Genomic DNA, 13,671 nt, shown 5'->3' with positions numbered 1-13,671 from the left:
TTAATTACCTGTAATTAATGGATCAAATTCTCCTGGCTCTAAAGGGTTGCAGTCAGCAAAGTTTTGCTGCTCCAAAGGCGGGTTATTTGTGTATAAGCAAAAGAATCCTGATTTTTTAAATGTCTGTTCATTTTCTACAACTATCATATATTTATAGGTTCCATCAGGAATACCTTCAACTCCAGAATTGCCATAAGGCACATTAGGAAAATACTCATTCAAATTACTTCCATAATTTGTACTTTCAAAAATTACATCATCATTCATATTATAAATGGTTACAGTATGATTATCATATAATCCAATATTTTCAATCCCAAACAAATCATTGGTTCCATCACCATTTGGTGTAAATAAATTTTCAACTACTATTTCTCCTTGTGATTGATCTAAATTATCTACATCTTCACCAAATGCCGTTAATCCAGAACAACATGCAGCAAATACATCCTCCTCTTCTTGATTATTGTTATCGTCATCTCTACATGAAATAAAAGCACCTACAGATATTAATATGATAAAAAATGGTATATAATTCTTAAAACTTTTCATTATTAGAATATTGGTTTTGGTATTTCGAATTTGAGATTCCTGTTTGCACTTCGAAAGCCTCAGTGTCCAGATTTAATTATCATCTGTTTCAATTGATGAATTTGTTTTCGCTTCTTCAGCTTTTATTTTATTTAATTCTTGTTTTGCTTCTGCAACAACATCTTCAAAATCTGGGAAATTAGAAATTACACTATCCAAAATATAAGTGGCTTGAAACGCATCTCCCAAAGCATAGAAATTCTTAGCCATCACTACCAAACCTTTTGCACTATAGTATTTGTAACTACTATAATCCTTGGCTAATTTCTGAATTGTGGTATTTGAAGCTTCGTAATTACCTTCTTTATTTTGAAAATAACCTTTGTAATATAAAGCTTCAGCAGCGACGCTACCAGTTGCTATTTTTTCTAAATCAGCATAAGCAGTTTTTGCTTTAGCTTCATTGCCTGTTTTGATTGCCGAGCGTGCAATAATAATTTTAGCATCACTTTTCACTTTATTATCTAAATTGGAATGTGCTAAAACTTTCTCAGCATACGTTTCCGCTTTTGAGAAATCATCCGTTTGAAAATACGCATTCATTAGGTTAGATTGTGCGTAAATAACGTTTTGAGGATAGTCTGCCTCAGCCTCTAATCGCTGTAGCACAGGAATTGCTTTGTCCCAGTTATTATTGCTTAAGTAGATTTCACAAAGTTTAACCGTTGCTTGTTCTGTATATTCACTTTTTGAGGCATCAACAACATAATTGTAATGTGGTTGTGCATTTTCAAATAAGTTTTTCTTGTAATATAATTGCGCTAAATAGAAATGGGATTTTAAAGCGTGAATTCCATTAGGAAACTGCGTAAGATATTTATTAAACTGACGGATGGCTTTATCCGTATCATTATCTAAATATGGTTTTTCTGCGGCTAAATAGGTGGTATTATCTAAATCCACATCGCTCACCTCTACGTAATCTAAAGTTCTTACCCAAGCTGCATAATCGTCTACACGACCTAAATCGATATAAATTAAACGAGCTGTTGCCACAGCTTGAACAGCTTCACCTGAATTTGGAAAATCCGTAGCTACTTTTTTAAATTTCGTCAATGCACGCTCGTTATCATTGGCATTGTAATACACCAAACCTTGACGTAATAATGATTTAGATGTGAAAGCACTTTGTTTATATTCAGAATTCAGCCTGTCATACATTTGCATAGCTTTGTCTGACTGATTAGATTTTACGTAAGAGTTTGCAAGTTCATACATAGCATCGTCTCGTAAAGCAGATTTTAGATAGGTTCCTATAAAATCATTTAGTGCTGCAATTTTTGCAGAACCATTTCCTAAATAACCTTCGCTCATGGCGATTTGAAATGCAGCATAATCCGTTTCAATTTTATTTAATTGAATGGCTTTTTTGTATGCATTAATTGCATTTTGATATTTACTCGATACAAAATAACCATCAGCCAATCTTAGATAAGCATCATTTTGACGTAACTTATCTTCTGAATTTGTATTGATGAATTTTTCGAAATAGGTAGACGCATTAGCATAATCCTTTAACTTGAAATAGGTGTAACCCAAATTATAGTCTAGATTATCATTTTCTGGCAAATCCAAAGCTTCTGTCATACCTGCAAACTGCTTAAAACCGATTAAAGCATCATTATAGTTTGTAAGATTGTATTCTGTTTCAGCTTTCCAGAATGTAGCTTTAGCAACAAAAACAGGATCTCTAGGCTCTTTTAAAGAATTATTGAATAATTCTGAAGCTTCATTATACTTTGTTTCGTTATACAACTCCACACCTCTAAAGAAGGCCACTTTTTGATAAGCCACCTTATTTTCAAAACTGTTTTTTCCTTTTAAAAGCTCTAAGGCTTCTTTGTAGTTTTTTGAAGTGATATACGAATCTATCAATAATGTTTCTACTTCTTCTCGGTAAGCTGTCTCTGGATATTGATCTAAATAACCTGATAGAACTTGAGGCGCTGATTGGTACGGATTTCCTATTTCGTAACTAATCTTTGCATAATTTAACCAAGCATCTTCCTGAATTTTAGCATCAAAATCCATTTGAGATGCATTTCTAAAAGCGTTAAGTGCTTCCTGTTTTTTATCAAGATTGATATAACTTTCACCCAAATGATAATAGGCGTTTTGCGCCACTGAATTATTTCCTCCAATAATTTTATTGAATTCTGAAATTGCAGCTTCAAAATCATTTTGCTTGTAATAAGCATAACCCAATTGGTAATAGTCTGTATTGTTCCATTTGCCTTTTTTTCCTTCATAGGCTTTTAGGTATGGAAGTGCTTCTGCATATTTTTCAAGGTTAAAGTAACTCTCTCCAATGATTTTATTCAATTCCGATTCCTCTACTCCACGTGCTCTTGGTAATTGTTCTTCTGCTAACTCAATAGCTTTTTCAAACTTTCCTAATTTGAAGTTTAAATCGGCTTGGTAATAAGACAACTTCTCTTTGTACCTCTCGTTATCACTAACCTGATCGAAATACTCATTGGCCGTATCATAATCATCACCTTCATACGCCATGTAACCGATGTAATACTTAGCTTGAGAACCATATTCTTTTGAATTTATAACACGGTTTAGGTATTTAGAAGCTTCTTTTTCGTCCTTTGTAGAATACAAACTATAACCGTAATTGAAGTTAAAACGGTCTTTTTCTGAACGTGAAATACTTCCTTCATCAACTTTTTCGTACCATTTTCTGGCATAAGCAAACTTACCGTTGTTAAAGTAATAATCTGCCACGTCTAAAAATGCTGTATTTCGTTTTGTACTTGTTGGATAATCTTCAACAAAATCCGTAACTAACTGGTCTGCATTTCGTTGATTGAGTCGCACTGCACAATTGGCAATATAATAGGCACAATCAGATTCTATAGTTACATCTTCAGTAGTATCTTTTATGTCGTCAAACAAGGATTGTGCTGCCTTATATTGTTGATTATTATATAAGGTTAAAGCTTTTTGGTAATCTTGCAAATCACTAGTGTAAATCGCAGATTTTTGAGCAATACTTATAGAAGAAACTAAAAGAAAAAGGATAAAAAATGGTCTTTTTAATAATAGCATTAGCTTCGTTTTTTGATTTTAATGTTTTGTATATTCAAATATAATTCAATACAAAATCTATAACGCTAGAAATTAGGTATAATTATAAACGGACTTATTAAAAAATTGACGCTAGCGACATATTAATCTCAAAACAATAGCGTTAAACATTTACTTACGGATTTGATAATTGACATTATTAATAATACTTTTACACTAATTCAATTTATTTGACAAACAACTATGCCAGAAACTATTTTACATCTTAGAAACGCAACGATTTACCAAGGAGATAGCATGGTGCTTTCTAAGGTGAATTTTGAAATGCAAAAAGGTGATTTTGTATACCTTATTGGTAAAACCGGAAGTGGTAAAAGTAGTTTTATGAAAACGCTTTATGGCGATTTGGAATTGACAGAAGGTGAAGGTTCTATCGTGGATTTTGATCTAAGAACCATGAAAGAAAAAGATATTCCTTTTTTAAGACGAAAGTTGGGTATCGTTTTTCAAGATTTTAAACTATTACCAGATCGTACTATAAATGGAAATCTGGAATTTGTGCTCAAAGCGACAGGCTGGAAAGAAAAAGACCGTATTGCTGATAGAATTGAAACGGTTTTGAATAAAGTAGGCATGAAAACTAAAGGGTTTAAATATCCACATGAGCTTTCCGGAGGTGAGCAACAGCGTATTGCTATTGCCAGAGCTTTGCTTAATGATCCTGAACTGATTTTAGCTGATGAGCCAACAGGAAACTTGGATCCTCAAACTAGTGTTGATGTTATGGAAGTGCTTCAAGAACTTAACAAAAATGGCAATACTATTCTTATGGCAACACACGATTATGCTTTACTTCTTAAATATCCAAGTAAAACTTTAAAGTGTGACGAGAACAAGGTTTTTGAAGTGGTACAACGAAAGGGGTAATCATGCTATCTGTTTTAATCCCTTGCTATAATTACAATATTGTTCCCTTAGTACAAGAAATACACAAACAGTGTTCAGCAAGTCTTGTTGAATTTGAAATCTTAGTTTTTGATGATGCTTCTAAATCCAATTTCAAAATTCAAAATAGAGCTATCAACTCATTAGAAAATTGCTCTTTTAGGGAACTCAAAGAAAATATTGGTCGTAGTAAAATTAGGAATCTTTTGGCTAAAGAAGCTAAATTTGAAAATCTCATATTCTTAGATTGTGATACATTACCAAAAAATGATAATTTTATCAATAGATATATAGAACATTTTGATTTAAATGTAATTTACGGTGGTATTTCTCAAACCGTCAATAAACCACCAAAACCTTTTCGGTTGAGATGGCTGTTTACTAAGAAACGTGAACAAAAAGCTGAGTGTTCTTCTAATTTTTTTATAAAGAAAAGTATAATACTTCAAAATTTATTTGATGAATCCATAAACAAATATGGATACGAGGATGTTCTTTTTTTTAAATCATTAGAAAACAACAACATTACCGTTAATTCGATTAAAAACCCTGTTATTCATTTAGATAATGAAAGTGCTCTGGAGTTTATAAAGAAAGTTGAGATAAGTTTAAACACCTTAAACGAATTGGTAATTGACAAAAAAATTTCTAGAAGAGATTCTAAAATATATAATTATTACCAATCTTTATCCTTTTGGCGTTTAAATTGGATACCGACGATTGTTTTTAAATTATCAAAAAATCAAATGCTGAAAAACTTTAGTTCTTCTCAGCCTTCCCTCTTACTTTTCGATTTATACCGATTAGGCTATTTTTGTACCTTAAAATCTAAATTGTAATGCCTTATTTTTCAGTCATAATACCATTATACAACAAGGCTGATTATATAAAAAGCACCTTACTAAGTGTTTTAAATCAAGATTTTACTGATTTTGAGGTTTTAATAATAAATGACGGTTCTACAGATAATAGTCTTGAAGTTTTAGAACAATTTTCAGACAACAGAATAAAATTATTTAATCAAGAAAACAAAGGTGCTTCCAACGCTAGAAACCATGGAATAAAATTTGCTAAAGGAGCTTTTATAGCCTTGATTGATGCTGATGATATTTGGTATAGAAATCATCTTTCCGAACTTAGGAATCAAACCTCAAAATTTCCAGATGCTGAACTCTATTGTAATAATTATGAAGTTTTTCTTAATGAGAATACGGTAAAACCAGCACAATTTAATTTTGAATTCGAAGAAGACATAGTACTAGTGAAGGATTTTTTCAAATCTAGTATTATCAATTGTGTAGCATGGACTTCTGCCGTAGCTTTTACCAAAGAAAAGTTTGAGATCTTGGGTTGTTTTGATGAAACTCTAGATACCAATGAAGACTTAGACTTATGGATTAAGTTTGGGTTGAATTACTCAGTTTCATTTAACCCAAAAGTTACCATGTCTTACAAATCGTATATTCTGGATAGTTTAACCAAGAATGAAACAAATCAAATAAGGCTTCAATTTTTAAATCGTTTTACAGCCGAAGAAAATGAGAATAAGTCCCTAAAACTATTTTTAGACGTGAACAGATATGCCTTAGCTATAAGGTGTAAAATTCTAAACGAAAATTTCATCTATAATTCTGCAAAGCAGAACATTGATTATAAAAATCTTAATTACAAACAAAAGGCTCTTTTAAAGTCACCAAGGTCACTATTAGTTTTTTTAAAGAGGTTTCAGGCTTGGCTAATCAAAAGGAATATTTATCTAACTGCTTTTAAATAATTCAAAGGACTCATAATCTCTAATATAGTCTACTTCCTCAAACTCAGTTGAAGCTAAAACTAAACAAACAGAACCTGAAGAAAAATTTTCAATTTCTCGCCAAATCCCTGTTGGTAAAAACAAGCCTTGATTAGGTTTATTAAGTATAATCTTTTTCTTCTGAGAGCCATCATCAATAAGGATAGTAAAACTTCCACTTAGCGCTATAATTATTGATTCTTGCTTTTTGTGTGCATGACCACCTCTATAACTATCACTAGGCACATCATATAAATAATAGACTCTTTTTATAGAAAACGGCACAACTGTTTTTTCTATTACGGCAAGACTTCCTCGTTCATCATGAACTTTTGGGATGGTAATTAACCGACAGTCTTCTATTGAATTATGCTTCATTTTCTAGAATAGATTTCCACGCATTAGTTATAACGTTAACATCGAGATGAGCAACACTTTTGGGCGCTTTTTTTTTACAATTCAAATATAACGGTTCATCTTCTAAAAACATATCAAACGCTAAGGACAATGCTTCTTCGTCATAGTTTTTTACCAACAAACCATTTTCTCGATCTTTTATGACTTCACTCGGTCCTGAATCACAATCAACAGAAACTACAGGAGTTCCAACAGCAAGAGATTCTATAATACTCATTGGAAAACCTTCATACTTACTACTTAACGTTGTGAAGAGTGCTTGTTTCACATAAGGAAACGGATTTGGGTTGTAATCCATAAAAACCACCATATCTTGTAATTGAAGTCTTTCCACCAATTTTCTAAGATAATCATAATCATCACCTTTTCCCATCAGTAAAAGTTTAACGGACTGTTTATTTAATTGCGATTTGGCATAACTTTTAATCATTAGTGTTAAGTTCTTTGCCACTTCCTCAAACCTTCCATAGTACAAAATATATTGATAAGGAAGCTCTACAATGAATTCATTTGCCTTTTTCTGTAACTCTTGAAGATTTACTGGATTATATATATACTTAATATTTTCAAATCCATATTCAGAAATCACTCTATCCTTTATACTTCTACTGACTCCTACAAATTCATTATTAGACTTATAAATCAACCTAGCTCTACTTTTAGAACCTGGAAAATAATTATAAATATTATAATTATGAATCATTGAAATAATCCTTGATTTTTTATAAGCGAATCGATAAATCAAAAACTCTTTTATAAAATCTCTTCTCGCTCTGTTATCTATAATTATATCAAAATTTTCGTTTCTGAAAAACTTATATAGACAAATAAGTTTTTGAACATTATTTACAGAACCAGCTTCCTTCTCTAAATTATAAAGCTGACCTGCATAATGATAATCTATACTGTCTTTAGTAGACAAAAGAAACACATCATAGCCCAGGCTATCTAGTATAAAAGATAATGTAGAAGCAAAGCGCTCTGTACCACCATTGCTTAAAGAAGTTGCAACGATACATATTTTTAAATTATTATGTTTTGGCATTAACGCTTATATTTATCCCAAATGTAATAATATTAATGAAGATATTACTAGTTGGCGAATACAACAAAGCTCATTTCAACATTAAAAAAGGGCTTGAAGAATTAGGGCATGAAGCCGTTGTTGTAGCTAATAGGGATGGTTTTAAAAAAGTCGATGTTGATATTGAAATCAAAGACCATTATACTTCTTTTTTATTGAAGAAAATAAGGGTTTTTCTTTATTTAGTTTTTAAAATTGACCTTTTAGCTCTTTCAGTAAAAAAACAATTTAAAGAAAAGAAAAAGGAACTCTCTGGGTTTGATATCGTTCAATTCATCAATGAAGCTCCGTTTCCTTTTGAACGCAAAAGTCACACACAAATATTCAATTGGTTATGCGATTGGAACGATTGCTCTTTTTATCTCTTATCCTGTGGATTAGACTATCCAAGTGTAAAATATGCTTATGATAAAAAATTCAGATACGATATTTTAACTCCTTATTTTGAGAACAAAGGTTCTAAAAAAGATTTTTCTCCTGCCTTGAGTTATTTAAGTCCTGAACACATTAAACTACATAAGTATCTTTTTTCTAAAATTGAAGGTGTTATAGGTAATGACTTAGACTATCATCTTCCGCTTCTAAATCATCCAAAGTATTTAGGTATGATTCCTCATGCCATTAATCTTGATGAATTAAAATTTGAAAAGTCAGTAGTGACAGACAAAGTTGTGATTTTCCATGGTATCAATCGATATAATTACTATAAAAAAGGTAATGATATTTTTGAAGCTGCCCTAAAAATTATTGAGGAAAAATTTTCTGATAAAGTTGAGATTATTGTTGCTGAAAATCTACCGTACAAACAATACATAAATAGCTTTGACAAAGCTCATATTCTTCTAGACCAAGTTTATGCTTATGATCAAGGCTTTAACGCTCTAGAAGCTATGGCAAAAGGAAAAGTAGTTTTTACTGGTGCAGAAAAAGAATGGCTAGAATACTACAGCATAAAAGAAGATACAATTGCTATTAATGCCTTACCTGAAGTAGAAAATATCGTGACAAAACTTGAATGGTTAATTTCAAACCCTGACAAAATATCTGATATCTCTGTAAATGCCAGAATTTTTGTTGAGAAGTACCACAATCATATTGACTGCGCTAAGAAATATTTGGAAATCTGGGACCAAACAAAACCATCATAGATTTATGATTACTTAAGTTTCTTCTTATTGTAATAAACTTTTATAGAAAAAATAACGATGATGAAATACACGATGTAGCGTACAAAGTGTGCAATTACAACACCTTCCGTACCATAACTCTGAAGAAATAATTTTGATAGTACAAAAAACAAAACTAGCGATATCACTTCTGTAATAATAAAGCTTTTCACTAAACGTTTCGCTAAGAACTGATGTGCTAGTACTAATGAAGCTAGTCTTACAAAATCACCTAACAACTGCCATTTAAATAACGGAAGCATACCTTCAAAATTAGGGTATACAAGTTGCACAATTAGTCCTTTGAGTAAATAAACCAACAACATGCCTAATCCAAAAATAGGAAGGATAGTCTTATAAATATTTAAAACTTCTGCCTTAAACTCATGACCCGTGTGAATGTTTGCAAATTTCGGAATAACATATAACGTAAATAATCCTGTCGCAAAGACCATGTAATTTTTGGATATAAAGGTCAAAGCTGTCCAGTAACCCGCTTCATTTATATTTAGTTCGTCCGTAATCAGTGTTCTTATATCTAATTCAATAAAGTTTAACAAAAAGGTAGATACAAAAGACATCAATGTAAATGACAAAAACTCTTTTTTGTAAGGTATATTAAATTTAAGGTCACTTAACTTTATATGATTTTGAAGTGTTTTTCCGAAAACAAATAATAATACCAAAAGCTGAATTACAGGTGAAATAGCTATAGCAATTAACACCCCTTTTAGTGCTGAAGTATAAAGTCCTATGATTAATGCTAACGATGCTAAAAGGTAACCTATCAGCTCTATTTTAGCATATCTTTTATAATCTGACAATCCATTTACAACAGCATTTATGGTTCGATTTACAGCGACAAAAGGTACAATGACAGCTAAAATCCAAAAGACATACACATAATCTATAGAGCTAAATAACTCTTTAGATAAGAAGTCAGCCCAGAAAAATAGTGCGAATCCTGTGATAAAGGATCCTGAAAGAATAAATATACTAGCTGTAGAAAAGACTTTTGAAAGTTCCGTTTTATTTTCCTTAAACTCAGAAACATATTTAACCAAACCATTAAAAACACCTAATGTAGATGTGCTCGTAAGCATTACCATTAAGTTTCGGATTTGACCAATACTTGCAATACCAGCCTCACCTAACATTATCGCTAGTATTCTTTGTATTATTACGGATACAACTAGCCTTATGGAAATAACCACTGCGTTAAGCGAAGTTATTTTTAACACAGTATTACCGCTAATGAACTTTGGAAGCTTCACGTTTTTATAATTTAATAATCGGTTTCACCTTCCTCGGTTAAAACTCCAAACAAAGAACTACCAAAAATGAGCAGGATTATTCCAAAATACATAATGTAACTCAAGCAATGTCCCATAACCGCACCTTCAAGACCAAATGCATCTACTAAATAAACACTTGAAAAATACATGGTAACAAACAAAAAAACTTCCAAAACTATAAAATGCGCAAACATCTTTTTAGCTAAAAACTGATAAGCAATCACCATAGACAAAACACGAAATATGTCACCTAAAATTTGATAACCAAACAAATCTTCGACAGGTCTGAAATCCTCTGTAAATAGGACCGTAATAAGAAGCGATCTGCTAAAATAAATGATCAACAATATTAAAAGTAAGATTGGCAAAATGCTTTTGTAAAAACTAAAAACTTCTTTTCTGAATTCCGTTTTGGTAGATATTTCCTTAAATCTCGGCAATATATAAAGCGTCATCAAAGAATTAATGAACATTAAATAATAGTCGGATACACGCGTCATTGCAGTCCAATAGCCAGCGGATTTTATACCAACTTCAGAAATTAAATAATTCCTAATAATAATCATAACAATAGGTACTGCCACAGCAGAGACCAAAGCCATAATCATATCAGGGCTTAGTTTCTTCAAAACACCTAAACTAATATCTGTAATATTGATTGAACCAACTAAACTTTTTCTAAATGCAATACCAACTATTGTTATAAGTAAATTTAAAGCTGGCGTAATAACTACAGCCATTAAGGCTCCGTCAATATTTTCTTGTTTTATCAAGAGTAATGTCACTAACAACCCTAAGACTTGACCCAAAATATTGATTACCAGTAATATTTTATACTTTGAGAAACCGTTCATTATTGCAAACGAAAACATATTCAATGCATAAAACGGCAATACTAATGCTAGAATTTCTATAACATAGATATAGTTGTAGTTATCAGAGAAAATTAAATCATTGATAAATTCAGCATTGTAATAACATAAAAAGGCTAAAAATATGGAAGAAAAAAAACCTGCATAAAAAACAGTAGATAAGGTTTTTGACAATTCCTTAGCTTCATACTTAAATTGTCCTATTGCCTTTACAAAACCTTTATACAATCCAGAAATCGCCATGGATTGAATAGCACTTAGAAAATTTCGAAGGTTCCCTATAAGAGCCATTCCCTGAGGACCTATATAAATAGCTATGAATTTAGAAATAAGAATTCCTGCTACAATTTTTAAGCTAATGTTAGCTCTATTTAAACCTGCAGCTTCTATTAATACTTCGTTATTTATATAATGAAAAAACCTTTTCAATCAATACGCATTTAGGACATTCACTACTGTCCGAATTTCATTATTTGTCATTACAGGACTTATTGGCAAACTTATAACTCTTTTTTGAATCTTCTCAGTTAAAGGCAATTTTAAATGAGAAAATACAGAAAATGCTTTCTGTTTGTGAGGCGCCACTGGATAATGAATTAACCACTGAATATTATTATGGTCTAAAAATTGAATGAAATCTTCACGATTATCAACCTCAACTACAAAAGCATAAAAAACATGGTTTTTAGATCCATCATAATATGGTAGTGTTATCTTTTTATTCTTAACGTTTTCAAGATAGGTATTTGCTATTGCTCTACGTCTTTCGTTATCAACATCTAAGTGTCTAAGTTTAATTTTCAGGAAAGCCGCTTGCATATCATCCAAACGACTATTATACCCAATTATTTCATTTTTATACTTTTCGGTACTACCATAATTACGCAATAAGATTATAGCACTAGACAACCCTGAATCATTAGTTGTAACACAACCTCCGTCTCCCAAAGCCCCTAGATTTTTACTTGGATAAAAACTAAATGCTGCTGCATCTGATAAAGCACCTGCTTTACCTAATCCACACTCGGCTCCATGAGCTTGCGCAGCATCTTCAATAAGTAACAACTTATGCTTTTCTGCCAAAAACTTTAATTTTTCAACATCTGCTAATTGACCATACAAGTGAACCATTATTATAGCTTTCACACCTTCTATATTGAGCTCCACATCTTCTGCTGACAAGTTATAGGTTCTAGAATTGGGCTCAACAAATACAGGTTCTAAATCGGCGTGCAAAACAGATAATATTGTGGCAATAAACGTATTGGCAGGTACTATTACCTTATCTCCTTTCTTCAGTTTTCCTAAATGAATATAACCTTTGAGAATCAATGTTAATGCATCCAAACCATTACCAGTACCTATACAATATTTTGTACCACAGTAGTTAGTAAATTCTTTTTCAAAATCAGTAACGTTGTTACCCAATATGAAATGAGATTGCTCTAATGATTCATTAAAAGTAGCATTAAATTCGTCGTTAAACCGTTGATTGATTTTATATAGATCTAAAAACTTAATCATTATAGCTTCAACTTAAAGAAGTTTTGATAATATGATGTACAGCCCAACTCTTCTTTTTGTTTTAACAGACCTGGGTTGTATCCTAATTCGTTATCTTCCCTAACTGTTCCCATAGAAAAATAAATTTTACCTAAATCTTTGTATTGATAGATTAAATATAAAAATATATATTCTAATGCTCGGGTTCGTTCACCTTTTGAAGTTGTTGCACCATATTGAGATTTTACAACATTACCTTTATCGAAAATGGTAATGCCGGCCAATATTTCATCCTCTAAATAAATATTGAATTGCCTAATCTTACTAGGAAACCTAGATTTTAACAAGGTTATTTCTTCTAAATTATGCACAGGTCTTGCGTTGTGTTTTTCTTTCAATCTCGGAACCAGAACCTCTTTCCAAAATAGAGATAAGTCATCGGTTTCTTTTATTTTAAATCCTTTTTTTGTGCTTTTTCGATAATTCTTAAGTTTAGTTTTATGAACAGTAAGTGGCCTATTATAATCAACAGCTAAAACCCTATCGGTCTTATAGATTTCGAATCCTTTGTTAGCCATAATTTCACTTACAACCAAACTATTGTTATCATAAAATTCAGGTAAAGATTTAATATAAACATCTGTGAATTCACTCTTTTTTAAATACTCAATTATTGATTGAAAAACAACTTCTATTTGATCTCTATCAGTACCTTCTGTATAAATCAAACCTCCATATGTCAATCCTTGATGTGAAAAAATTTTGTCATCAACTCTATTTGCTGGTAACAAAGCTATCAATATACCATTATTGTATATCATAAGTGAAAAATCCATAAATCTATCAGAATGATAGTCCATGAATTCCCTATGAAACAAAAAGCTGTCTTGATTGCTTTTTAAGACAAAATCGTTCCAGAGGTTTTGATGCTTATTTTGGTAACGTTCTACTATATAATCTGACATTAATC

At 31.4% G+C, this 13,671-nt stretch carries 12 protein-coding genes; 4 read left to right on the top strand and 8 right to left on the bottom strand.

All coding sequences use genetic code 11. The features are described from left to right. Window positions 1–552, bottom strand: a complete 552-nt coding sequence (locus tag AC2H4K_RS12700; RefSeq protein ID WP_493742445.1) for a T9SS type B sorting domain-containing protein — start codon at window positions 550–552, stop codon at window positions 1–3. Window positions 553–624: 72 nt separating this feature from the next. Then, window positions 625–3,648 carry a tetratricopeptide repeat protein gene (locus AC2H4K_RS12695; RefSeq protein ID WP_493742444.1) on the bottom strand — a complete coding sequence of 1,008 codons (3,024 nt, stop codon included), beginning with the start codon at window positions 3,646–3,648 and terminating at the stop codon, window positions 625–627. Between the two features lie 222 nt (window positions 3,649–3,870). Between AC2H4K_RS12695 and AC2H4K_RS12690 the strand changes: the two genes are divergently transcribed. From AC2H4K_RS12690 to AC2H4K_RS12680, 3 genes are read left to right on the top strand one after another with little or no spacing between them, the layout of a single operon-like run. After that, complete coding sequence (locus AC2H4K_RS12690) at window positions 3,871–4,554, top strand: cell division ATP-binding protein FtsE (RefSeq protein ID WP_281140176.1); 684 nt, start codon at window positions 3,871–3,873, stop codon at window positions 4,552–4,554. Window positions 4,555–4,556: 2 nt separating this feature from the next. Beyond that, window positions 4,557–5,411, top strand: coding sequence for a glycosyltransferase family 2 protein (locus AC2H4K_RS12685; RefSeq protein WP_281140177.1), 855 nt, complete (start codon window positions 4,557–4,559; stop codon window positions 5,409–5,411). Then, window positions 5,411–6,346 (top strand): glycosyltransferase family 2 protein, encoded by a 936-nt coding sequence (locus AC2H4K_RS12680; protein ID WP_281140178.1) that lies wholly within the window; start codon window positions 5,411–5,413, stop codon window positions 6,344–6,346. Before AC2H4K_RS12685 ends, AC2H4K_RS12680 begins: the two co-directional genes overlap by 1 nt. Here AC2H4K_RS12680 and AC2H4K_RS12675 read toward each other — a convergent pair. Then, window positions 6,329–6,742 (bottom strand): sugar 3,4-ketoisomerase, encoded by a 414-nt coding sequence (locus AC2H4K_RS12675; protein ID WP_281140179.1) that lies wholly within the window; start codon window positions 6,740–6,742, stop codon window positions 6,329–6,331. The genes AC2H4K_RS12680 and AC2H4K_RS12675 overlap by 18 nt on opposite strands. Then, a complete protein-coding gene (locus AC2H4K_RS12670) occupies window positions 6,732–7,826 on the bottom strand; it encodes a glycosyltransferase (RefSeq protein ID WP_281140180.1) in 1,095 nt (364 codons plus the stop codon). The genes AC2H4K_RS12675 and AC2H4K_RS12670 overlap by 11 nt, the downstream gene beginning before the upstream one ends. Before the next feature lie 35 nt (window positions 7,827–7,861). Between AC2H4K_RS12670 and AC2H4K_RS12665 the strand changes: the two genes are divergently transcribed. Then, a complete protein-coding gene (locus AC2H4K_RS12665) occupies window positions 7,862–9,013 on the top strand; it encodes a glycosyltransferase family protein (RefSeq protein ID WP_281140181.1) in 1,152 nt (383 codons plus the stop codon). Between the two features lie 8 nt (window positions 9,014–9,021). On the opposite strand, the gene AC2H4K_RS12660 is transcribed toward AC2H4K_RS12665, so the two are convergent. From AC2H4K_RS12660 to AC2H4K_RS12645, 4 genes are read right to left on the bottom strand one after another with little or no spacing between them, the layout of a single operon-like run. Further along, window positions 9,022–10,305, bottom strand: coding sequence for an O-antigen translocase (locus AC2H4K_RS12660; RefSeq protein ID WP_281140182.1), 1,284 nt, complete (start codon window positions 10,303–10,305; stop codon window positions 9,022–9,024). 11 nt (window positions 10,306–10,316) lie between these two features. Then, the gene (locus tag AC2H4K_RS12655) at window positions 10,317–11,627 is read right to left on the bottom strand and encodes an O-antigen translocase (RefSeq protein WP_281140183.1); all 1,311 of its coding nucleotides are present in this window, start codon (window positions 11,625–11,627) and stop codon (window positions 10,317–10,319) included. After that, entirely contained in the window at window positions 11,628–12,722 is a 1,095-nt protein-coding gene (locus tag AC2H4K_RS12650; protein ID WP_281140184.1) for a DegT/DnrJ/EryC1/StrS family aminotransferase, read from the bottom strand. Then, a complete protein-coding gene (locus AC2H4K_RS12645; RefSeq protein WP_281140185.1) occupies window positions 12,722–13,666 on the bottom strand; it encodes a GNAT family N-acetyltransferase in 945 nt (314 codons plus the stop codon). The genes AC2H4K_RS12650 and AC2H4K_RS12645 overlap by 1 nt, the downstream gene beginning before the upstream one ends. Between the last annotated feature and the right edge of the window lie 5 nt (window positions 13,667–13,671).

Source organism: Winogradskyella sp. 266wxhm, assembly GCF_058964685.1.
The sequence above is the reverse complement of the archived record's forward strand: the minus strand, read 5'-3'. Positions and strand labels throughout refer to the sequence as shown.

Excerpts from the sequence above, each read along its gene's own strand:
- AC2H4K_RS12675 (WP_281140179.1), bottom strand. The coding sequence starts at position 6,742 with ATGAAGCATAATTCAATAGAAGACTGTCGGTTAATTACCATCCCAAAA.
- AC2H4K_RS12690 (WP_281140176.1), top strand. The coding sequence starts at position 3,871 with ATGCCAGAAACTATTTTACATCTTAGAAACGCAACGATTTACCAAGGA.
- AC2H4K_RS12665 (WP_281140181.1), top strand. The coding sequence starts at position 7,862 with ATGAAGATATTACTAGTTGGCGAATACAACAAAGCTCATTTCAACATT.
- AC2H4K_RS12650 (WP_281140184.1), bottom strand. The coding sequence starts at position 12,722 with ATGATTAAGTTTTTAGATCTATATAAAATCAATCAACGGTTTAACGAC.
- AC2H4K_RS12700 (WP_493742445.1), bottom strand. The coding sequence starts at position 552 with ATGAAAAGTTTTAAGAATTATATACCATTTTTTATCATATTAATATCT.
- AC2H4K_RS12680 (WP_281140178.1), top strand. The coding sequence starts at position 5,411 with ATGCCTTATTTTTCAGTCATAATACCATTATACAACAAGGCTGATTAT.
- AC2H4K_RS12685 (WP_281140177.1), top strand. The coding sequence starts at position 4,557 with ATGCTATCTGTTTTAATCCCTTGCTATAATTACAATATTGTTCCCTTA.
- AC2H4K_RS12645 (WP_281140185.1), bottom strand. The coding sequence starts at position 13,666 with ATGTCAGATTATATAGTAGAACGTTACCAAAATAAGCATCAAAACCTC.
- AC2H4K_RS12670 (WP_281140180.1), bottom strand. The coding sequence starts at position 7,826 with ATGCCAAAACATAATAATTTAAAAATATGTATCGTTGCAACTTCTTTA.
- AC2H4K_RS12695 (WP_493742444.1), bottom strand. The coding sequence starts at position 3,648 with ATGCTATTATTAAAAAGACCATTTTTTATCCTTTTTCTTTTAGTTTCT.